General features: G+C 34.0%; 18 protein-coding genes and 1 rRNA gene (1 of these 19 only partly in view). 10 read left to right on the top strand and 9 right to left on the bottom strand.

Annotation, left to right across the window (positions count from 1 at the left end; translation table 11 throughout):
• Positions 1–31 precede the first annotated feature (31 nt).
• From R1X58_RS09200 to hemL, 4 genes are read left to right on the top strand one after another with little or no spacing between them, the layout of a single operon-like run.
• A complete protein-coding gene (locus R1X58_RS09200; protein ID WP_317292969.1) occupies positions 32–409 on the top strand; it encodes a hypothetical protein in 378 nt (125 codons plus the stop codon).
• A complete protein-coding gene (locus tag R1X58_RS09205) occupies positions 360–1,274 on the top strand; it encodes a 1-aminocyclopropane-1-carboxylate deaminase/D-cysteine desulfhydrase (RefSeq protein ID WP_240575333.1) in 915 nt (304 codons plus the stop codon). The genes R1X58_RS09200 and R1X58_RS09205 overlap by 50 nt, the downstream gene beginning before the upstream one ends.
• A gap of 2 nt (positions 1,275–1,276) precedes the next feature.
• Positions 1,277–2,095, top strand: a complete 819-nt coding sequence (locus R1X58_RS09210; RefSeq protein ID WP_240575335.1) for a glucosaminidase domain-containing protein — start codon at positions 1,277–1,279, stop codon at positions 2,093–2,095.
• Between the two features lie 16 nt (positions 2,096–2,111).
• The gene (hemL, locus tag R1X58_RS09215) at positions 2,112–3,398 is read left to right on the top strand and encodes a glutamate-1-semialdehyde 2,1-aminomutase (protein WP_240575337.1); all 1,287 of its coding nucleotides are present in this window, start codon (positions 2,112–2,114) and stop codon (positions 3,396–3,398) included.
• Between the two features lie 73 nt (positions 3,399–3,471).
• On the opposite strand, the gene R1X58_RS09220 is transcribed toward hemL, so the two are convergent.
• From R1X58_RS09220 to lysS, 4 genes are all read right to left on the bottom strand, one after another.
• Positions 3,472–3,951 (bottom strand): DUF4890 domain-containing protein, encoded by a 480-nt coding sequence (locus R1X58_RS09220; protein WP_240575339.1) that lies wholly within the window; start codon positions 3,949–3,951, stop codon positions 3,472–3,474.
• A 98-nt stretch (positions 3,952–4,049) separates the two neighbouring features.
• Positions 4,050–5,210 (bottom strand): hypothetical protein, encoded by a 1,161-nt coding sequence (locus R1X58_RS09225; protein ID WP_240575348.1) that lies wholly within the window; start codon positions 5,208–5,210, stop codon positions 4,050–4,052.
• Between the two features lie 438 nt (positions 5,211–5,648).
• Positions 5,649–7,709 (bottom strand): ATP-binding protein, encoded by a 2,061-nt coding sequence (locus R1X58_RS09230; protein WP_240575349.1) that lies wholly within the window; start codon positions 7,707–7,709, stop codon positions 5,649–5,651.
• 56 nt (positions 7,710–7,765) lie between these two features.
• Entirely contained in the window at positions 7,766–9,460 is a 1,695-nt protein-coding gene (gene lysS, locus R1X58_RS09235; protein WP_240575350.1) for a lysine--tRNA ligase, read from the bottom strand.
• Positions 9,461–9,732: 272 nt separating this feature from the next.
• Between lysS and R1X58_RS09240 the strand changes: the two genes are divergently transcribed.
• Both R1X58_RS09240 and lipB read left to right on the top strand, forming a co-directional pair.
• Positions 9,733–9,891: a YqaE/Pmp3 family membrane protein gene (locus R1X58_RS09240; RefSeq protein ID WP_188224161.1), complete on the top strand. Its 159-nt coding sequence runs from the start codon at positions 9,733–9,735 to the stop codon at positions 9,889–9,891.
• Between the two features lie 55 nt (positions 9,892–9,946).
• Complete coding sequence (gene lipB / locus R1X58_RS09245) at positions 9,947–10,645, top strand: lipoyl(octanoyl) transferase LipB (RefSeq protein WP_240575351.1); 699 nt, start codon at positions 9,947–9,949, stop codon at positions 10,643–10,645.
• On the opposite strand, the gene R1X58_RS09250 is transcribed toward lipB, so the two are convergent.
• Positions 10,642–11,610 carry a bile acid:sodium symporter family protein gene (locus tag R1X58_RS09250; RefSeq protein ID WP_240575352.1) on the bottom strand — a complete coding sequence of 323 codons (969 nt, stop codon included), beginning with the start codon at positions 11,608–11,610 and terminating at the stop codon, positions 10,642–10,644. The two genes, lipB and R1X58_RS09250, sit on opposite strands and share 4 nt — an antisense overlap.
• 191 nt (positions 11,611–11,801) lie before the next feature.
• Here R1X58_RS09250 and R1X58_RS09255 point away from each other — a divergent pair, with 191 nt between their 5' ends.
• Positions 11,802–12,569, top strand: a complete 768-nt coding sequence (locus R1X58_RS09255; protein WP_240575353.1) for an OmpA family protein — start codon at positions 11,802–11,804, stop codon at positions 12,567–12,569.
• Between the two features lie 28 nt (positions 12,570–12,597).
• Positions 12,598–13,011 carry a hypothetical protein gene (locus tag R1X58_RS09260; protein WP_240575354.1) on the top strand — a complete coding sequence of 138 codons (414 nt, stop codon included), beginning with the start codon at positions 12,598–12,600 and terminating at the stop codon, positions 13,009–13,011.
• A 68-nt stretch (positions 13,012–13,079) separates the two neighbouring features.
• On the opposite strand, the gene ppk2 is transcribed toward R1X58_RS09260, so the two are convergent.
• The 4 genes from ppk2 to R1X58_RS09280 form a co-directional block, all read right to left on the bottom strand.
• Positions 13,080–13,880 carry a polyphosphate kinase 2 gene (gene ppk2, locus R1X58_RS09265; protein ID WP_240575356.1) on the bottom strand — a complete coding sequence of 267 codons (801 nt, stop codon included), beginning with the start codon at positions 13,878–13,880 and terminating at the stop codon, positions 13,080–13,082.
• A 60-nt stretch (positions 13,881–13,940) separates the two neighbouring features.
• Positions 13,941–14,990: a nucleoid-associated protein gene (locus R1X58_RS09270; protein WP_240575358.1), complete on the bottom strand. Its 1,050-nt coding sequence runs from the start codon at positions 14,988–14,990 to the stop codon at positions 13,941–13,943.
• 85 nt (positions 14,991–15,075) lie between these two features.
• Positions 15,076–17,511 carry a ribonuclease HII gene (locus R1X58_RS09275; RefSeq protein WP_240575359.1) on the bottom strand — a complete coding sequence of 812 codons (2,436 nt, stop codon included), beginning with the start codon at positions 17,509–17,511 and terminating at the stop codon, positions 15,076–15,078.
• A 71-nt stretch (positions 17,512–17,582) separates the two neighbouring features.
• Positions 17,583–18,182: a ribonuclease HII gene (locus tag R1X58_RS09280; protein ID WP_240575364.1), complete on the bottom strand. Its 600-nt coding sequence runs from the start codon at positions 18,180–18,182 to the stop codon at positions 17,583–17,585.
• Between the two features lie 418 nt (positions 18,183–18,600).
• Between R1X58_RS09280 and R1X58_RS09285 the strand changes: the two genes are divergently transcribed.
• Both R1X58_RS09285 and R1X58_RS09290 read left to right on the top strand, forming a co-directional pair.
• Entirely contained in the window at positions 18,601–20,619 is a 2,019-nt protein-coding gene (locus R1X58_RS09285) for a putative porin (protein ID WP_240575361.1), read from the top strand.
• 771 nt (positions 20,620–21,390) lie between these two features.
• Positions 21,391–21,722 (top strand): 16S ribosomal RNA (locus R1X58_RS09290) (it continues 1,186 nt past the right edge of the window).

Consider the following 21,722-nt stretch of genomic DNA (forward strand, 5'->3'; position numbering starts at 1 on the left):
TTTTTGGTAAAGTTCAGATTTTTAAAAAGAAGTGATTATAATTTCAAAATATATGGTTCCAAAAGGGTATTCGGGAATAACCTTGTTCCCTTTTGTGTTTTTAAATGATAAACACCTTAAAACAAATAGTGTTTTTATAAATCACGAACATATTCACTTAAAACAACAACTGGAATTGTTGATTGTGTTTTTCTATCTCTTTTATGGTATTGAGTTTTTGATACGATTATTTCAATACAAAACCTGGCATTTGGCTTACAGAAATATTTCGTTTGAACGAGAGGCTTTTGCAAATGAATTTGATTTAGATTATTTAAAGCATCGTCCATTTTGGAGTTTTTTAAAGTATCTTCGCAGTTATGATATTTCAATTAGATCAAAGCGTCAATCAGAAAGTAAATCTTCCTAATGTACTAGGAATAGAAGTGTTTATAAAACGCGAAGACCGGATTCATGATTTTGTATCCGGGAATAAATATCGCAAACTAAAATACAATATTCTTGAAGCTGATAAGTTAGGATTTAAAACGCTGTTGACTTTTGGAGGGGCGTTTTCAAATCATATTGCTGCAGTGGCTTCGGCTGGAAAAGTTTGCAGATTTAAAAGTATTGGCATAATCCGAGGGGAAGAATTAGAGTCTAAAATTGAAGATAATCCTACCTTAAAATTTGCAAAATCTTGCGGTATGCAATTTGAATTTGTAAGTCGTGAAGCATATAGGGAAAAGACTTCTGAAGACTTTATTAATCAGTTAAAGGAGAAATTCGGAGCCTTTTATTTGGTGCCTGAAGGAGGAACCAATATTCAGGCAGTAAAAGGCTGTGAAGAAATTTTAACTGAAGAGGACGATATGTTCGATTATGTCTGTTGTCCTGTTGGTACGGGAGGAACTATTTCTGGATTGATAAATTGTTCAAAACCTGGTCAACAAGTTTTAGGATTTCCCGCTTTAAAAGGCGATTTTTTAAAGGAAGATATTAGTAAATTTGTGTCGAAATCCAACTGGAAATTAATAACCGATTACCATTTTGGAGGTTATGCTAAGATTAATCAGGAATTGGTGCATTTTATAAATGTGTTCAAAGAGCAAAATCAGATCCCTTTAGATCCTGTTTATACTGGAAAAATGATGTTTGGTATTCAGGAATTAATAAATCAGGGCTATTTTCCTGAGGGAGCAAAAATATTAGTCATTCATACCGGAGGCTTACAAGGTATTTCAGGGATGAATGCGGTTTTAAAAAAGAAACATTTACCATTAATAGAAATATAAGAATGAATAAATTTTGGGTTGTATTATCTCTGTTAGCTGTACTAACAAGTTGTAAAACTAAAAAAGTAGCCACGACAACAAAACGAACAAAACCAACTACCGAGCGGGTTGTAGTTCGAGAACGTGAAACTAACACAAAACCTGTTGAAACAAAACCAGTTGAGGAAACTAAGGTTTATGCCAGTGCTACCGAAAAATATATTGATACTTATAAAGATGTTGCTAAAACCGAAATGCAACTGTATAATATTCCGGCGAGTATTACCTTGGCTCAAGGTATATTAGAGTCTGGGTCAGGAAACGGACGTTTGTCAGTTGAAGCTAATAACCACTTCGGAATAAAATGTCATGAGTGGACGGGTGCCAGAATTTATCACGATGACGATAAAGATCAGGAATGTTTCAGAAAATATGTTGATGCTAAATATTCTTTTAGAGATCACTCGTTATTCCTAACGGAAAGAAAACGTTACGCTGATTTATTCAAACAAAAAGCTGGTGATTATAAAGCATGGGCTCGCGGACTTAAAGCAGCGGGTTATGCGACCGATAGAAAGTATCCTGATAAATTAATCAGTTTAATCGAGCGTTACGATTTACATAAATACGACGAAGAAGTTTTAGGGACAGCTTACGAACGCATCGATTATTCAAAAGAAGACGTACAAAACAACAATACCGTTCATACCGTACTTAAAGGAGATACACTGTATTCCATTTCTAAACGATATAATACGACGGTGCAAAATATTCAGCGATTAAACGGGTTAAACGGAACCAATATTAGTATTGGTCAGGAATTGCTGATTTCAACAAATTAAAATAATAAAAACAGATATGATTTATAAACGCAGTAGCGCATTATTTGCCGAAGCAGAAAAGGTAATTCCCGGAGGTGTTAATTCACCGGTAAGAGCTTTTAAGGGTGTTGGAGGAACGCCTATTTTTGTAAAAGAAGCTAAAGGTGCGTATTTGTATGATGAAGATGGTAATAAACTTATAGACTATATAAATTCCTGGGGACCTATGATTTTAGGTCACGCTTATCAACCGGTTGTTGATGCTGTTGTTGAAAAAGCAAAAAAGGGAACTTCTTTTGGCATGCCAACCGAAATTGAAACAGAAATTGCAGAATTGGCTGTTTCTATGGTGCCAAATATTGATAAAATTAGATTTGTAAATTCAGGAACCGAGGCTTGTATGAGTGCCGTAAGATTGGCTCGCGGATTTACAGGAAAAGATAAGATTGTAAAATTTGCTGGTTGTTATCATGGTCACAGTGATTCGTTTTTAATTCAGGCGGGTAGTGGAGCCAGTACGTTTGGTACACCAAATAGTCCAGGAGTAACTCAAGGCACTGCAAAAGATACCCTGTTAGCTCATTATAATGATATTGATAACGTAAAGGAATTAATTGCTGCCAATCCAAACGAGATTGCTTGTATTATTATTGAGCCAGTTGCCGGAAATATGGGCTGTGTTCCTCCTCAAAATGACTTTTTACAAAAATTAAGAACAGTTTGTGATGAGAACAATATCTTGTTAATTTTTGATGAGGTCATGACCGGTTTCCGTTTAGCTAAAGGTGGAGCTCAGGAATTATTTGGAATTAAAGCCGATATCGTTTGTTTTGGAAAGGTAATTGGTGGTGGTTTACCTGTTGGAGCTTTTGCTGCCAGAAATGAAATTATGAATCATTTAGCGCCTCTTGGACCCGTATATCAGGCAGGAACATTAAGTGGAAACCCATTAGCAATGGCCGCAGGTTTAGCGATGTTAACAGCATTGAATGAAGAGCCTGAAATTTTCAACCGTTTAGCAGAAAAAACTGAATATTTGCACAAAGGCATTGCTAAGGTCTTATCAGATAATAATATTACTCATACTATAAATCGTGTTGGATCGATGATTTCCGTTCATTTTGATGAAGCTGAGGTAGTCGATTTTACAACGGCGGCTAAAGGAAATAACGACACCTTTAAAAAGTTCTTCCACGGTTTATTAAACGAAGGCGTTTATATTGCACCAAGTGCTTTTGAAACCTGGTTTATTACTGATGCTTTATCTTATGATGATTTAGATTTTACCATTAATGCGGTAAATAAAGTTGCAAAAGGCTTATAAAAATAAAAAGCGCGTTTCAACAGAAACGCGCTTTTAACCAACCAAACTATAGTCAAAAACTAACTAAACTATATTATTTTCTATCTCTTTTGTCTTCAAATTGTCTTTGAGGCATGTCTTTTTTCATTTTTTGAGCTCTTTGTTTCATCTTAGCCTGAGTATCTTCCCATTTAGAATACTGCTCTTTTGTTAAGATATTTTTCATTTTAGCTTTTACAGCTATTTGATGGTCTAAGCGGTCATTCATCATTTTATAACGCTCCTCACTGCTTGGATTTTGCCATTCACCACTTTCTTTTTTAGCTTTTAAAGACTCCATCATATCCTTTTTAGCCTTGGCATTTTCTAAATTCAATTTATATATTTCGTCCTGCTGCGATTTTGTTAAATCGTAATTCAAGGTCATGTGTTTTGTTCTCAGCGTTGCGGCTTGTTCTGGAGTAAGGTCGTTCATTCTATGAGGTCTCTCCATACGATCTGCAAATTGTCTTCTCTCTTGTGCAATACCTTGTAGTGATATCAAAGCGATTGCGATAGCTATAATTTTTTTCATCGTTTAAAAGTTTTATTTGCATTTAAGACCTGCTAAAGATGAAAAGGTTTAATGTTAATTTAAACTTTAACGATTATTAACAGTTGATAATGTTTTGGTTAGAGGTGTTTTTTGTGAAAAATGGGAAAACTGAAATTAATGCCAGATTGTAGGTCTGCTGCGTTATTTACAAGAAAATCTTCCTTAAGATATACCGAAAGTTTACCTGTATTCCAGCCATAGGTATAAGTGAAGGTCCAATAGGTTAATGTCTTGTATAGAGTAGAAATGCCATGGTGCCAGCCACCTCTTATTTCCTGCCATTTTCCTATGAGCTGATAGTAGGAGGCTTCTTCTTTTTTATTATATCGACCTTGAAGCTGGTAGTTAACTCCAAAGGCATGATAATGATTGTTTTTTGTGAATTTCGTAAGTTCTATATCGGCTTCACCTGTGCCTAAAAAAGGATTATTTCCCAAATCGATAGGATCGTTAAAGTTGATAATGTTCTTACGAAGTAGGTTGAATGCAAGTCCCAAATTAAGTTGATAGTTGTTTTTTAGATCGAAGGTTTTTAAACCATTTGCTGAAATACCAATATCTAATGAATGGTTATATTTTGAAGTATTCCATCCTAGATGACTTCCAAAGTTGATGAAAATATCTTTTGTTCTGTTAAAGTTAAAATTAGGGTAGAAGTAATGGTTGAATTCTATTCCACTAAAAATAAAATCATTGTTATGAAGTTCTAAAGTGTTTCCGTTGCGGTCTAAATATGCAATATTGGCTTGATTTAACCCATAGTAACGACGCCCGTAAGGGTCTTCTTTGCCAATAATTGTGCTGTGGGTCCATTCAATAAATTCATCACTTGTAAAAACAGATAAAGGATATTTACCTTTTGTAATAAGGTGCGAACGCAATGAAATGTCCAGTTCATGTTGTTTTGCTATTGGAATATCGATAGCAAAGCGAAATTCTTTAATTACAGCATCAACTAAAATATTCATATAAAGGGCAGGGGTAGTTTCCTGATCTAGAAAAAAGAAGGTGCGGTCATGCCATTTTACTTGGCTTTGTTCCAGCCTAACCTCAGGATTTTTTGGAAAGTAGGCTTCAACAAAGGGATGAAATACATTTCCACTTGATGAATTGAAACTAATCCCGATATTTTCTGGGACATGAGCTTTAAAATTTCTACTAATTCTGGAACTAAAAATACCAAAATGATGGGTGCCTAAGTTGTTTGGGGTTTCGATACCATTCTTTAAGATATTCATATTTTGTTGTGCCCAGCAATGACTGAATATGAAAAATATAAAATAGAAGAGGTTTTTTGTTGGCATATTATAAAAATATGGAAAAGAAACTAACTTCTAATATTAAGTTTATGTTGGGTTAAGATTATTTTTTAGTGTAGTTAAGACACTTTTTTTCTTAAAAATTTTAACAGTTATAGGTTTTTGTCTTAAAGAAGGTATAAAATTGACCTTTTTGGTGTTAAACATTTCTAAATATCTTTAGTACATGGGAAAAAAGCTGAATCTTTGCAGAGTAGTTTATTTGAAACAAGTAATGCTCATAAGTTAAAAATTCATACTTTTTAATATTGAAGTTATTAGTTAGTTAATAAATTAAGTTTAGTTGGTTAGTTTGTGAAAGCCCAGTAATTGTAAATTACTGGGCTTTTTTATTTGTATGAATTGAAAATTAAAAAGCTAAACAACTTGGGTTTCGTTGTTAAAATGGAATTGTAACAATTTGTATAAACGTTCCTTTTTAAAGGGTTTGGTTAGGTAATTGTTCATACCGCTTTCAATGGCTTTGTTAATAGCTTCGGTAGTTACATTGGCTGATAAACCAAATATGATAACCTCGTTGTCAACCTCTCTTATATATTTTGTGGCTTCCCAACCATCCATTTCCGGCATGTGAATATCCATAAAAATAAGCTGATATTTCTTTTCATTAAAACGGTCGAGAGCTATTTTTCCATTATTTGCTGTATCTGCATTAATGCCTAAATCCTGCAAGAATTTTTTAAGAACAATAATGTTTAGATTGTTATCGTCTACAATAAGTACGTTTAAATCGGAAGCGTTAATACTTTTCTTTAAATCCAGATTTTTCTTTTGAACAATATCGTTGGTTATTTTAAACATAAATGAAACAGTAAATTTGGTGCCTTTTTCAAATTCACTTTCAACCCTAATATCGCCTCCCATCATTTCTACTAGGTTTTTGCATATGGCAAGACCAAGTCCGCTTCCTTCGTGTTCTTTTTTGACACTATTTTCGATTTGAGTGAATCGGTTAAAGATGGTATTTAGTTTGTCTTTTGGTATCCCAATGCCTGTGTCTTCAATGCTAATAACAAGTTTAAGCTGATCTTTAATAACGGTTTCAGAATAGCTAATGGTTACACCGCCCGTTTTAGTGAATTTTAAGGCGTTTTTAAGGAGGTTGTTAATAACCTGAAGCATTTTGTTTAAATCACCTATTACGGTTGTTCCTGAAACATCATTAAAGTTGGTGTTTAAGTACAGGTTCTTTTTTACGAACAGAAACTGATTAACATCTACAAGCTTTTTAATTTTGTTTAAAGGTGTAAAAATGTTTTCCTCGAGCTCGGTGTTTCCAGATTCAATTTTATCGAAATCTAAAATGTCATTAACCAGACTTAATAGATTGCTTGAGGATTTATCCATTAAATCGACATATTCTTTATGGACGGGAGATAAACTTTCGCTCTTAAGTAATTCAATAAAACCTATAATAGCATGTAAGGGTGTTCGAATTTCATGACTCATATTTGATAGAAATTCGGTTTTAGCCTGCGACGCTTTTTTAGCTCTGTTTTTTTCTTGCTCTAAAGTATGGTTTAGTTTGGTAAGGGTTTCGTTAGATTGCAGTGCCAAACGACTACTTTTTTTGGCTTGCAGATAAAAGAAGATTAAGGATGAAACAACAAATGCCAAAAATATACCAACAACAAATGCGACATCTATAATGGTGTTTCCTTCAGCTAGCAATAGTTTTTTTGATGGATAAATATTCAGTTGCCAGTTTTGGTTGTCTCCGGAGTCAATGGTTAAATTTTTAGTATAAACAGGGTTGGTCTTACTATTAAGTTTTATAGCACTGTTTAATTGATAAAATGCCAAGCCTTTGTCGTCATAAAATTCTATGACATACTGGTCTTCCAAATGGTTTGCCAAACGGTCGAAATTGGATTTAAAATCCATACCGGCAGTGATTGTTCCTTGAAATTTATTATCAAAATATACAGGGACATCAACCAAAAATGCCTCTCCAGATTGTTTTAAATCTAACCAATGCGTAATATTTGTGGTTCCGTTTTTAGAATGTTTTAGCCAGTCGTCTCTTCGATAATCTAGTGTTGAGATATCAAGATTCAGTGCTTTTTTGTTTTCTTCAGAAGGATAAATGCTTCTGATAATCATTGAGCTGTCTATCCATTCAATAAATTTAAAAGAATCATTCTGCTCCAGAAGTAAATTGGCATCGTGTTCCCAGTTTTTAAAATAGTCACCATTAGTAAATTCCAGGCGACTTTTTAAATTTTCTAACCTGGCAATATCCGAGTGGATAATGTTTTCAAACTCTTTAGATATAAGTTCACCTGTATGTTGAATATCTTCATCAATTACGGAAGCGTATTCGTCTTTAGAAACTTTGTAGATGTAAAGTTTAGCTAAAGAAAGGACAAAAAAAATGGTAACGGCTATAATTAAATCAATTTTTATCTTTTTAATCATAAGCTGTTACCAGATTTTATATTTTGTTTTTAACTAGGCTCTAATATAAAAAAGTTTTAAGAAATTAGCTCAACAATTAAATCGCTATCGGTTTTAATAACATTGGCTAACTTATGCTTAGTTAAGGCTTTAATACCTTTATCCCAGGCTTTGTTGCTTAAACCGCTTTCTTCTTTAAGTACATTTAAAGGAAGGCTTTTCTTAGCTTTTAACACTTCAAAAATAGCCTTTTCGTTATCGCTTAAAGTAACTGTCTTTTTCTCTGGTCTCATTTGCGGGAAGAATAACACTTCCTGAATAGATTGATTATTGGTTAAGAACATAATTAATCGGTCCATACCAATACCCATACCCGATGTAGGAGGCATACCATATTCTAATGCACGTAAAAAGTCGTAATCAATAACCCCGTTAGCTTCATCGTCACCTTTTTTAGCTAATTCCATTTGGTGCTCAAAACGCTCACGTTGATCGATAGGGTCGTTTAATTCAGAATATGCATTGGCAATTTCTTTACCACAAACCATCAACTCGAAACGCTCTGTTAAATCCGGATTCTCGCGGTGTTCTTTACATAACGGACTCATTTCTTTAGGGTAGTCGGTGATGAAAGTTGGCTGAATGTAGTTGCCTTCACATTTTTCACCAAAAATTTCATCAATCAGTTTTCCTTTACCCATAGTATCGTCAACTTCAATACCCATACCTTTGGCAGCGGCACGAATTTCGTCTTCTGATTTTCCAGTAATATCGAAACCTGTAAAATGTTTGATAGAATCGGCCATGGTTACTCGAGCATAAGGTGCTTTAAAGTCGATTTCGTGTTCTCCAAATTTAGCTTTTGTAGAACCGTTTACTGCCATAGCACAATGCTCTAATAAACGCTCACAGAAATCCATCATCCAGTTATAATCTTTGTAAGACACATAGATTTCCATAGCTGTAAACTCCGGGTTGTGCGTTCTGTCCATCCCTTCGTTACGGAAGTTTTTAGAGAACTCGTAAACCCCGTCAAAACCACCAACAATTAAGCGCTTTAAGTAAAGCTCGTTGGCAATACGCATGTATAACGGAATGTCTAAAGCGTTGTGGTGCGTAACAAACGGTCTTGCGGCAGCACCTCCAGGGATAGATTGTAATACCGGTGTTTCTACCTCAAAATAACCAGCGTCGTTAAAAAACGAACGCATGGCGTTGAATAATTTGGTACGCTTAATAAATATTTCTTTAACGTGCGGGTTAACTACTAAATCGGCATAACGTTGTCTGTAACGTTGTTCCGGGTCTGTAAACGCATCGTATACTTTACCATCTTTTTCTTTTGGTAATGGTAGCGGTTTTAGGGCTTTACTCAATAAAGTGAAGTCTTTTACTTTAACGGTTTTTTCACCTACCTGTGTTGTGAATAACTCTCCTTCTATACCAACAAAGTCACCAAAGTCGATTAGTTTTTTAAATAATTCGTTGTATTTTTCTTTGTCTTCTCCCGGACAAATTTCATCACGGTTAAAATACACTTGTATCTTACCATCGGCATCTTGTAATTCGGCAAAACTGGCTTTCCCTTGCACCTTAATCATCATTAAACGACCTGCAATAACCACCTTTTTGTCAGCTTCAAAATTCTCTTTTATCTGTTTCGATGTATGCGTTACAGGATATAAATCTGCTGGGTACGGATTAACGCCCAATTCGCGTAATTTTACTAATTTTTCTCTACGTACAAGTTCTTGCTCTGATAATTGCGACATATTCTAAAATGCTGAGTATAATTTTTTAAAGGCACAAAGATAAACATAATCATTAAGGTAACATACCTAATAATTTGTGAAATTTTGGCGTTACCTAAAGGTTGCGCTTTAATTATTTTACGGTAGTTTTCTGCAAATGCTTTTAGTATTCATGATTTCCTTCCAATAAAAATATAGGTGAGCATATGTAATCGCTAACGCAGTTTGTAACAAAAGGCATAATTTTGCGTCAAACAAAAGTCATCAATCAAAAACAATAAAAAATCAAAATCATGAGTTTCTGGAGAGTATTACTGTCTATTATTTGTCCGCCATTAGCAGTATTAGATAAAGGCTGCGGATCTATTTTAATCGTTCTTATTTTAACCTTTTTCGGGTGGGTGCCTGGCGTTATTGCCGCTTTAGTGATTTTAAATAATCCTAAGAATTAGTTAAACCAAGTATTTAACTGTTTCAGTAATTGGATTTGTCTTAATTTTGCAGTCTATGAATAAGTGCATACAACTACAGGATTTAGGACTAAAGGATTATAAAGAAACCTGGGATTATCAGGAGGAATTATTTAAAGGTATTGTAGATTCTAAAATTAAGAATAGGAGAGAAGAATCTGAAGACGACACCAATAATTATTTCTTGTTTGTTGAGCATCCGCATGTATACACTTTAGGGAAAAGTGGCGATTTTTCAAATCTGTTATTAGGAGAAGAAGAATTATCAAAAAAAGGAGCGACCTTTTATAAAATTAACCGTGGCGGAGATATTACCTATCACGGTCCTGGGCAAATTGTAGGATATCCCATTCTGGATTTAGATAATTTCTTTACAGATATTCACAAGTACCTGCGTTTTTTAGAAGAAATGATAATTTTAACCTTGCAAGAATACGGTTTAAAAGCCGAGCGTAGTGAAGGTGAAACTGGGGTGTGGTTAGATGTAGGAACACCCTTTGCCCGTAAAATATGTGCTATGGGTGTGCGTGCGAGTCGTTGGGTAACTATGCATGGATTTGCTCTAAATGTCAATGCCGATTTAGGTTATTTCGATAATATTATTCCTTGTGGTATTCGTGGTAAAGCGGTGACTTCGTTAAATGTTGAACTGGGCGTTTCTCATGTTGATGAAAACGAGGTGAAAGAAAAACTTCTGAAACACTTTAAAACCCTTTTTGAAGCCGAATTTATTTAAGCTGTAGCAATTTTTCTTCGTGATATTTTAGAAGCAATAATGCTAATAATGAATATTTGCAACGCGTGAAACAACATCAGCGGAAGCAATATTAATCCTATTGGCATGGTGCTTGGAAATAGTATTTTCGAAAAGACTGTACCGTGTACCAATGATTTTTTTGTGCCACAAAATTGAGCTGTAATTTTATCTTCTTCGCTAAACCCTAATTTTTTTGATAGAAATCCGGTTAAAAAATAAACTGCAAAAAATAGTATCACGATTGCTGTAAATACCATTGACAAATCTAAAAGGTTAAGCGTACTAAAAACACCATCTTCAAAGGAGTGCGCATAACTTTTGTATATAATCAATAAGATAACCGATTTGTCAAATAGCGGCAGTTGGTGCTGATATTTTTTTACAAAGCTTTGTCCGTATTTTTGAAGCAGGATCCCTAAAATAACCGGAGCCAGGATTTCTAAAAGTAATTTTATATAAATCTCACCAAGGTTAAAGTCGGTTGCTGTAAATTTAGAGAATAGACCCATCCATAACGGGGTAATTACGATACCTATTAATCCAGATATACTGGCGTTAAAAATAGCGGCAGGAATATTGCCTTTTGCCATTGATACCATTACTACCGATGATGATACTGTAGATGGTAATGCTGCCAAAAACAAAAAGGACAACCAAAGCATTTGTCCTTCTTCACCTTGTATAAAACCTTTAAAAAGTATAATTAAAATAGGAAAAAGTAGAAATGTTGTGAGCTGAATAAGAATATGCAGTTTCCAGTTTTTTAGTCCGTGTTTTATTTTTTCAGGACTCAATTTTAGTCCGTAGAAAAAGAAAATTAACGAGATGCCTATACTTCCAATCAAATCGAGAGGAACGTTACTGTCTTTGCTTCCCAATTGCGGAAAAAAATAAGCTAAGGTTATAATTGAAATAATGGCTAAGACAAATCGGTCAATTTTCATTCTGATAATTCTTCAAATTAATTATTCAATATTGAAGGTTAAAAGTAGTAATAATAATGGAAGGAAATGTTTCTTCAATTCAATTGTAATCTGAATGTTAATTCTTATGTTCGATTAAGAAATTATGATGCTGAAAATCAGATTTTTATTATTTTTTTCATACATTAACTTACTTTAAAAACCTTAATAATATGAGAAAAATATTAGTACTCGTACTCTTTATTCTTTTCCTTATTCTGGCTTGGTTTAGCTGGTGTTGGTATAAGGAAACAGTAGTATGTTGTCCGGAGCCTGTGCCGGAAATTAGTTACGGACCTTTAATTTTTGATTGCGACACAGGTGAAATTATTACCAACGATTTATGGCCTGAGAAAAAACAAGAGATTTTAACCGGAGTTGGTAAAGGAAAAAAATTACTGCTTGTAGGACCTTATTTTACTTCCGAAACAGAACAGGATGGTATTAGTCGGGCCGAGATGGTAAAGTTGTTATTTACAGAGTTATCAAGAGAAGATATTATTACCGACTCCAGATTTGCCGGAGATTGTGAAGAAGCAAAATCTAATATGTTACACGAGTTAAAATATAAATGGGTAACACGTAATGATGATATTATAGAGCATTTAGACAGAACGTTTGTGTTTTATAAATATGACTCAGATAAAGAAGTTGTAAACGAATCTGTTTTAGCATATTTTGATGAGTTGACTTCTTTTTTAAAGACATCCGGAGATAATATATTGATTGTTGGTCATACCGATAGTGATGGGCCGGCTCTATATAATGAAGATTTAGGACTTAAAAGAGCCAATGAATATAAAGCTCATTTAATTAGTTTGGGTGTTGATGAAAGTAAAATTACTGTTGAGAGTAAGGGGGAAACAGAACCACTTCGTCCAAATGATACACCTGAAAACAAACAAATGAATAGAAGAGTAGCAATACATATTACAGAATAAAAAACTAACATAACAATTATAAAGAATCATGAAATTATTACAAATAAATACTACAGCTTGTGATGGATCAGATGTGTTTTGGTCTTGGTTTTTATGGCTTTTGGCAGCCTTTATTTTAGGTTTAATTATTGGCTGGCTTCTAAAACAAATTTTTGGAGGCAAGACAGCATCATCAGAAGTTGATGTAAAACAGGATTTAACTAAGGTGGAAGGTATTGGGCCTAAAATAGAGGGGCTATTGAATAAAAAAGGAATTATTAGTTACAGACAGTTATCGAATACTTCTAAAAGTTTTCTTGAAGATATGTTGGTTGAAGCTGGTCCTGCATTTACAACACATCGGGGAAAGACTAATACCTGGCCAGCTCAGGCAAAATTAGCCGAGTTAGGAGATTGGGATGAACTTAAAAAATGGCAGGATGTTTTAAAAGGAGGTGTTTAAAACAAGTCTTTTAATAAAAATAGAAAGCACTCAGGATGTCCTGGGTGCTTTTTTATTTAAAGGTCATTTTAATATTTCTCAGGAATAAAAGTCTGGTAATCCATAGGAGGGCGCACATAACTTTTATAGTCAGGAAGCTCCGGTAATTCAATAGGGTCTATTTTCATGCGCTTATAAGGAATCTGGCTTAGCACATGACTAATACAATTAAGTCGGGCTTTCTTTTTGTTATCTGAATTAACTACAAACCATGGCACTTGTTTGGTGTCGGTATGCGCAAACATGGTGTCTTTGGCTTTCGAATATTCTAACCATCGCGATCTCGATTCTAAATCCATTGGACTAAATTTCCAGTGTTTCAAGGGGTTCGAAATTCGGTTTTTAAAGCGGCGTTCCTGTTCGGCATCGCTAACCGAAAACCAGTATTTTAAAAGTATGATGCCGCTACGTACTAACATGCGTTCAAATTCAGGACACGATCGTAAAAATTCGTTGTATTCGTCGTCTGTGCAAAACCCCATCACTTTTTCAACTCCGGCACGATTATACCAGCTTCTATCGAAGAGTACAATTTCTCCGGCAGCTGGTAAATACTGAGTATATCTTTGAAAATACCATTGTGTTTTTTCTTTTTCGGTGGGTACACCTAAGGCCACAACTTTACAAACGCGAGGGTTCAAGGGTTCGGTAAAGCGTTTTATAGTACCTCCTTTTCCCGAGGCATCTCGTCCTTCAAAAACAATAACAACTTTTAAGCCCTGAGTTTTCACCCATTCCTGTAGGTGAACCAGTTCGGTATGTAATTTGGCAAGTTCTAACTCGTAATTAAACTTTCTCACTTTAGATGTTGGTTTGTTGGAATCTTTCATTCTTACAAGTTAATAAAAAAATGAAAGGTTTCTTAGAAACCGCTAAAGAAGCTTTTGGGTCTAACTCTCTTCGTTAAAAAATACTTTGTAGTAGTGCATTTTTTTCTCCTCGTCGTAACCGCGTTCTAAATATTCTTCAGTTGCGTCTGGCGCATCAATATCTACTTTTATAGAAAAGTGGGTATCGAGTTTAATGTCGGTTTTAATCTTTTTCTTTTCTTTGGTAACCACACGTTCAGAAACATCAAACTGATTTCTAAGGACTAAATTCTGTTCGTTTTCAAAGGTTTTTTTGTAGTCGTCGAACATGCTTTTGTGCTTGTCTTCTTCAAAAAGTTCATCTTTAAAACGCTCAACATTTACTACTTCATTTTCTTTAAAGAAGTCTATGGTTTTTGCCAGAAAGTTGTTTTTTTCCTGTGCGCCGTAAGTCGATTTTAATATGTCTTCAGAGAAATCTTTACATAAATCGATATACTGTTGGGTATGGTTGTTAGAATCGTCAGCATATTTAATATTCAAAAACTGGTTAATCCAGTATTGCGCATCGTAGTTGTTGTTGTCAACGGTTAGAATAATATTGCCTTCGTTGTCACCTTGGTTTAAAATTAAACAGCCTTTGTCTACCTTTTTACTGCTGATGCCTTTTTGTACCAAAACATCGTAACTGTCGTTTTCAAGATAGGTTTGGAAAAAATTCACTTTGTTTTCAATCTTAAAAATACCAAGCGCATTTGTGGTCATGTCGTTGTATTCAATGCCTTCAAACATGGCAATTAAAACATCACCGGTTTTAATGTTGGCTGAGGTCGACTGCTCAAATAAATGCGTTACGATATGTTTCGATATTTCAACAAAAGCGTTTTCATCGCTAAATATTTGTGCTGAATATGAATTAATCTCATTAAGATTAATGTTGGCATGGTGGTTAAAACGGTAACTTTGTACCACGCTTCCGAAAGGTCTTAATAAAAATGGTAACATTAATTCGTAGCTGGCTTCATCAAATTCTACCAGTTTTTCTGAAAAGGCATTTTTTGTGCTGTTGAATTTATTTCCAACTTTATGAATGATGAATTTAGATATTGAAGCGTTTTTTCTTGTAATCATGATGCTGTGAATTAATGGTGCAATACTATTGAAACTTCTCCGACTTCAAAACAGTTTTTAGCTGAAATTTTTTCCGAAGAAAAACTTAATTTAATTGATACAATAATATAGAGTTGCTTTCTCCCTTAGTTACAAATTCTAAATTTCTGTCCTTATTAATATTATCTAACTGAATTGGTGAATTACCATAAACAGGGAAGTTTGGTAACAATTTAGCCTGACTATCGAAAAGATACGCTTTGTGTGTTTGTAAATCGGTGATAGAAATATAGATTTTGTCGTTCAAATAAAAGAAGCCTGGAGCAGTGTAGTTACCATAATCTAATTCTATGGTTTTGTTTTTTATAGTCAATTTGTTTTCACTTTGCGCTACCAGAGATTTTGTCGATGTAGTAAGCGAGTGCTTTTCAGAAAGGTTTAAGTTTCTTGAAGCTACATTGCCTTTAGTGTCTACTGAAATTAAATGGCCGTTTACCCCGGTTGTTGTAAACGTATTGTTGTATTCAAAAACAGGCTCGGTAGAGTAGGAGTAACCTGTTTTTGGTGTAACTCTGGTTTTACCTGTACGATCCAAAATATAAAGTTTATCGGCTGTTTTTATAGCGATATAATCTTTTGATCCTATTCTGAAATGTTTAGGGGTGGTAATAATGGAATTGTTGGCAGATTTAAAAGTGAAGCCTTTAACTTCCTTAGCATCGTCGTTGTACATTAATACGTGTTTGCCTTGAGTAACCAGTAGTCTGTAATTTTTGTTTTTGTCGTAATCGAAAACAGCTAATGGCTGTGTGATTTTATCGTTAAATTTCATTGGGAACGGACTCACGTCTTTACCGTTTCGGTCAATAACATAAACACGGTTAGGTGTTGCAAAAGCTAACTGAAGTCTTCCGTTTTTGTAAATGTCTATTTGTTCAATAGTCCCTAAAACAGCGCCTTGAAGTTCTTTTTTCCAAAGAATTTTTCCCTTATTCGAAATGAGATACAAGTTGTTTTTAATATCCTGAACAACAATTTCCTTTTCGCCGGTAATATGGTTTTTAACAAATTGCGGGTCGGTTAGAATATCGTTGTCCAGTTTTATGTTTAGCTCTTCTGAAACTGCATTTTCCTCAGCCCGAGCTTTACCTTTTTTAATAATACCATTTACATGTGCAAAGTTATTGTCGTATATAAACTGAAGCGCCGAAATATTATAGTGATCTAAATTAATATTAAGTTCTTCGTCGAAATTTTGAGATATTACCTGTTTTAGTGTTGTTGGATTAGCGACTAACATTAAAGACGAGGCATCAACAAGTTGTTCTTTTGCTTGTATAAAAACATCTTTTTCGCTTAATGTGGTTTTGTTTTGATAATTGGTGATGATGTTTTGCAGTAAATCCATATTATCCGCAAATACAAAAAAGTTGTCCAGAATACAATATTTGGATGCGTTGTTAAAAGTGATTAATGGTGAAAACGTTTTACTGAATACATCTGGTTTACTAAAACTATAGATTTCGGTTTCTCTGAAAGTGTCAATGGTATTTTGTTCGCTAATAAGAGCGTCTTCGGTTGCGATAACATCTATGGTGTTTAAAACAACGGCACGGTCGTTGTCCTGATAAATTACACCAACTTCAATTATATTGTTAAAAAGTTCGGTGTTGTTATCGATAGAATCTTGTTTTTTATAAGCCTGTAAATTCGTTTTCAGATTTTCGAAGTTTCTAAAGGTGAAACTTAAAAAGCCATCGGTATTGGAAGGGGTAATATTTTGAATCTGATTTTCCTGAGGAACGGTGTTCTTAAAAATATTGATTAAACTTTCGGTTGAATCGTTCGCTTTACTTATGCCATTTACATAAATTTCATTTTGGCTTACATCAATATCAACTGCCAGATAATTTGTAAAAGCTTTTAATGAGAGTGTGTCTTCTATAAATAATGATTTTATAATCGGATTGTCTGCTTTAACTAAAGCTGATAATGTACGGTCGTTACTGGTGGTGTTGTAAATTTTTTCTAATTCGGAATTCGGAATTCTATCATTGTTAAAAGCGGCATCAATTATAGTTTTAGATGACGATGCTATAAACATACTGTCTATAACGGTACTATAAAAGGTGGATTTATTGAAAGTCGATTTGGTAATTTTTTGTTTGCTTCCTGCAATTGTTTCTTCTTTATAATTGGGTAACGAGTCGGTTTTTACCAGTTGGTCATGGTATTTTGTAATCACTGTAAATTCTAGGCTGTCTGCTTTCGTATTAGAAAAACAAATTAATACATCGCTTTTTGGTTTTAAAAGCGAAACACTTTCCAGTTTACTTTCTAAATTGTTGTAAGGATTGGTTTTTGAGAATTTTTGAAGTAAATCGCTGTTATTAATGCTACTTTTTAAACTTTCCAGATTAGAAGTTTTTAAAACAACCGATGTGTTTTCTGGAATATAATCAATAGGTTGTTGACGATTTGTTTTGGTGTTTGTACAACTAAAAGTAAGACACAGTAGAAGGGAAAAACAAAAAAATCTCATAGATAAATTATTTTATACAAACCTACATATTTTTCGTTTTATAGGATGTAAAAAGCGTGTATTATAATGTGTTAAAACTCTAATTTTAATTGATCGGGTAATAATCTAAACGATTTACGGTGGTACTTGGTAACGCCGTATTTTTTTATGGCTTCGCGATGTTCTTTTGTAGGGTACCCTTTGTTCTTTTTCCAGTTATACATTGGGAATTCTTCATGAATTTTGTTCATATACTCATCACGATATGTTTTTGCCAGAATAGAAGCTGCAGCTATACTTAAATATTTACCGTCTCCTTTTACAATGGTTTCATACGGAATGTCGTTGAGCGGTTTGAATTTATTACCATCAACAATAATAAATTCTGGACTAGGAGATAATTGCTCAATAGATTTATGCATGGCTAATATAGACGCATTTAAAATGTTGATCTCATCAATTTCTTCCTGAAAAATGTGTGCTATTCCAAAACATAAGGCTTCTGTTTCAACAACAGGTCTTAATAAATCTCGTTTGTTTTCACTTAACTGTTTAGAATCGGTAAGAATATTGTTTTTAAAATTTTTTGGAAGAATTACTGCGGCAGCGGTAACCGGACCTGCCAGGCAGCCGCGACCGGCTTCGTCTGTGCCACATTCTAAAACAAAATCCGAATGGTTTAATAATAGCATAGTCATTGTAAAATCTGTTCAAATCTATAACATAATCAACAGTTTCAAGGTGTTTTAATAAAGTTTGTTTATGAAGTTATTAACTGTTTGAGAGTCATTGAAAAATGTGTGTCATTGCGACACTTCACATGCGAATATCTTAAAATATCCTGTAATTTTTTAAATATAAATAAAAGAATGAGGTGATTTTTATCATTTTAATTGAAAATTTTTAGTGAGATTGTTTGTTTATTTAATATAATATTATGATGTTTGTGACAGACTAACTCAAATAAATTTTTAATTTCATCTTATAGTTAGGATGATTAATATTTTAAAACAAAGCCAGCATATATATGTTGGCTTTGTTTATTTAAAATATTTCCCCGCTCTTAACGTTCAAATAATTACTTTTGTTCCGAAAAATTGAATGATACAAATGGGTATAACAAAAACAGCGTTAAGTAAAAAAGCGTTGCGTATGCGAAAAACATCTAACAGTATAGAAGCACATAAACATAGATTTTTAATTAAAGTAACTGTTGTATGCTTTTTGTTATTTCAGTTTCCAGCTGTATTGGCTCAGAAAAAACCAAGTAGAATAAGTCGGGAACTTGGTATAGCAGAGGTTAAAGATTCTACAAAGCAATCACCAAAAGATTTAGCTAAAATAACCGACTACCTGATTATATCTCATGATAACGATACGACCTATGTCGACACGACGTTGACGATAAAAAAGGAATACAAGTTTAATTATTTACGTAAAGATGATTTTGAGGTTATGCCTTTTTCAAACATGGGCCAAACCTATAATAGCCTGACGTATAATTTTCAGAATACGAAACTCATGCCTAGTTTTGGTGCTTTGGGTAAGCACTTCAACTATATGGAAGTTGAAGATATTTACTATTACCGTGTACCAACACCGCTTACAGAACTATTTTTTAAAACGGCTTTCGAACAAGGGCAGTTGGCAGATTCTTTTTTTTCGATAAATACGTCGCCGCAACTTAATTTCTCAATAGCATATAAAGGGTTGCGTTCGCTTGGAAAGTATCAGCATATTTTAGCAAGTACAGGTAATTTTAGATTTACCACCAATTACCAAACAAAAAACAGAAGGTATGTAGCGAAAGCGCATATTGTTACGCAGGATATTTATAATCAGGAAAACGCAGGTATTCGCGATGATAATGTGGAATATTTTGAAACTGGAGAAGAAGATCATTTAGACCGTTCTATTTTCGAAGTGAATTTTGAAAATGCTGAAACGATGCTAAAAGGGAAGCGTTTTTACTTAGACCATTCATATAATATTGTTCAGAAAAACGATTCATTAGATAAAAACCATTTAAGCTTAGGGCATGTATTATCATTTGAAGATAAATATAATGAATACAGTCAATCAGCAAACAGTGATTATTTTGGAGAAGCCTTTGTAATTAGTGGTTTAAAGGATCGAAATACTTTAGAGAGTTTTTATAATCAATTACATTTAAATTATAGTAACAATATAATAGGTGATTTACAATTCAACATCAGTAACACCAATTATAATTATGGGTACGATAAATTAGTTGTGTTAAATGGCCAGACTATAACTAATAGATTAAAAGGTGATGTGTTTGCAGCGGGAGGCAAGTATCATAAACAATATAAAGGATTCGATTTGTCCGGTGAATTAGGATTAAACGTTTCCGGAGATTTCGATGGTAACTATATTAAAGGTGCGGCTTCATTTAAATTAAATGACGATGTGTTTGCCAGTGCAAGCCTAAACCATAGTTCAAAGGCACCTAACTTTAATACCTTATTATATCAAAGTGATTATATTAATTACAACTGGCAAAACAGTTTTAGTAATACCGAAACCCAGCAACTGGCGTTTCAGTTAAAATATAAAGAACTGGCAAATGTTAGTGTCGACTATTCTACCATTACCGATTATGTGTATTTTGCTCAAGACGATGCGATACTTCAGGTGCGTCCGTTTCAGTATGGAGGAACCATTAATTATTTGCGTGTAAAGTTTGAAAACGAATTTAGGTTAGGAAAGTTTGCTTTAAATAATACTATATTATATCAAAACGAAAATTCTGATGGAGTAATGAATGTGCCAGATTTAACAACGAGAAACACATTATACTTTTCGTCGCATATGTTCGATAAAGCACTTTTCATGCAAACTGGGGTGACCTTAAAATACTTTACTAAGTATTATATGAATGCTTACAATCCTTTACTGGCAGAATTCTATGTTCAGAACAGTACAGAGTATGGCGATTTCCCGATGTTAGATTTCTTTATCAACTTAAAAATCCGTCAAACCAGAATTTTTGCCAAGGCCGAACATTTTAATTCTGCATTTACTGGATACAATTATTATTCGGCGCCAAATAACCCATATAGAGATTTCACGGTTCGCTTTGGGGTGGTTTGGAATTTCTTTTTATAATGGTATTTGGTTTATATACATAAACCACCAGGCTTTCGCTACTCACTTTTTTAGCAAAGGTGGTTGCTAAAAAGAGTTCAAGCAAATAGCTCAATCCCTAATACAGATAAAAACAACCGCAGGTTAATACAATTTAACCTGCGGTTTTGTTTTTAAAATAGATAGTATATAGTCCTAATCCAGTCATAACATTAGGTTGAATCAAAAATAATTTAGATGTAACTTATTGTAAATAAGCATTGGACAAAAAACTTTCAAAAAAAGGCGATAAAAAGTTTGTTTGGTAGAAAAAAAGGGTGGTATATTTGCAGCCCGTTAGCGGCGAGTCTGCTGTGGTAAGTTCATAAAAAGATAGCGATACGAGGTTTAGAGATTTGATTTTCAGGTCAAAGGAAAAAACTTCAAAAAAATATCAAAAACATCTTGTCAGAATTAAAAAAGGTTGTATGTTTGCAGCCGCAAAAATAGCGAAGGTTATGAGTAGCGAAGTTCTTGTAAGAAGTGTTGATATACTTGAGAAAACGAAGTTTTAAAGCTTCAAAAATTTTTTCAAAAAAAAAGTATCAAAACTATTGTGAGGTTAAAAAAAGGGTTTTATATTTGCACCCGCTTAACGAGGAAACGAGTTAAGAGATAAAGAGAAATAAGTTCATAAACATATTGAATTGACAGCGTAAGATTTAAGTTGGAAACGATTTAAATCAACTAAGAGAATAAACCATTTTGAGTACTAGAGATTCCAATTAGTTGTTAAATAATATTTAAAATTTAACGATGAAGAGTTTGATCCTGGCTCAGGATGAACGCTAGCGGCAGGCCTAACACATGCAAGTCGAGGGGTAACAGGGAGCTTGCTCTGCTGACGACCGGCGCACGGGTGCGTAACGCGTATACAATCTGCCTTGTACTGGGGGATAGCCTTTAGAAATGAAGATTAACACCCCATAGTATAATTACTTCGCATGGAGTTTTTATTAAAGGTTACGGTACAAGATGAGTATGCGTCCTATTAGCTAGATGGTGTGGTAACGGCACACCATGGCGACGATAGGTAGGGGGCCTGAGAGGGTTATCCCCCACACTGGTACTGAGACACGGACCAG

The sequence above is a fragment of the Aestuariibaculum lutulentum genome (assembly GCF_032926325.1).
Taxonomy (GTDB): Bacteria; Bacteroidota; Bacteroidia; order Flavobacteriales; family Flavobacteriaceae; genus Aestuariibaculum; species Aestuariibaculum lutulentum.

Bases quoted from the DNA above. Each gene is read 5' to 3' on its own strand.
- ppk2 (WP_240575356.1), bottom strand. From the start codon at position 13,880: ATGAAAGATTCCAACAAACCAACATCTAAAGTGAGAAAGTTTAATTAC.
- R1X58_RS09225 (WP_240575348.1), bottom strand. From the start codon at position 5,210: ATGAATATCTTAAAGAATGGTATCGAAACCCCAAACAACTTAGGCACC.
- R1X58_RS09250 (WP_240575352.1), bottom strand. From the start codon at position 11,610: ATGAAAATTGACCGATTTGTCTTAGCCATTATTTCAATTATAACCTTA.
- lysS (WP_240575350.1), bottom strand. From the start codon at position 9,460: ATGTCGCAATTATCAGAGCAAGAACTTGTACGTAGAGAAAAATTAGTA.
- R1X58_RS09210 (WP_240575335.1), top strand. From the start codon at position 1,277: ATGAATAAATTTTGGGTTGTATTATCTCTGTTAGCTGTACTAACAAGT.
- R1X58_RS09220 (WP_240575339.1), bottom strand. From the start codon at position 3,951: ATGAAAAAAATTATAGCTATCGCAATCGCTTTGATATCACTACAAGGT.
- R1X58_RS09255 (WP_240575353.1), top strand. From the start codon at position 11,802: ATGAGAAAAATATTAGTACTCGTACTCTTTATTCTTTTCCTTATTCTG.
- R1X58_RS09205 (WP_240575333.1), top strand. From the start codon at position 360: ATGATATTTCAATTAGATCAAAGCGTCAATCAGAAAGTAAATCTTCCT.
- R1X58_RS09240 (WP_188224161.1), top strand. From the start codon at position 9,733: ATGAGTTTCTGGAGAGTATTACTGTCTATTATTTGTCCGCCATTAGCA.
- hemL (WP_240575337.1), top strand. From the start codon at position 2,112: ATGATTTATAAACGCAGTAGCGCATTATTTGCCGAAGCAGAAAAGGTA.
- R1X58_RS09270 (WP_240575358.1), bottom strand. From the start codon at position 14,990: ATGATTACAAGAAAAAACGCTTCAATATCTAAATTCATCATTCATAAA.
- R1X58_RS09230 (WP_240575349.1), bottom strand. From the start codon at position 7,709: ATGATTAAAAAGATAAAAATTGATTTAATTATAGCCGTTACCATTTTT.
- R1X58_RS09280 (WP_240575364.1), bottom strand. From the start codon at position 18,182: ATGCTATTATTAAACCATTCGGATTTTGTTTTAGAATGTGGCACAGAC.
- R1X58_RS09260 (WP_240575354.1), top strand. From the start codon at position 12,598: ATGAAATTATTACAAATAAATACTACAGCTTGTGATGGATCAGATGTG.
- lipB (WP_240575351.1), top strand. From the start codon at position 9,947: ATGAATAAGTGCATACAACTACAGGATTTAGGACTAAAGGATTATAAA.
- R1X58_RS09275 (WP_240575359.1), bottom strand. From the start codon at position 17,511: ATGAGATTTTTTTGTTTTTCCCTTCTACTGTGTCTTACTTTTAGTTGT.
- R1X58_RS09285 (WP_240575361.1), top strand. From the start codon at position 18,601: ATGGGTATAACAAAAACAGCGTTAAGTAAAAAAGCGTTGCGTATGCGA.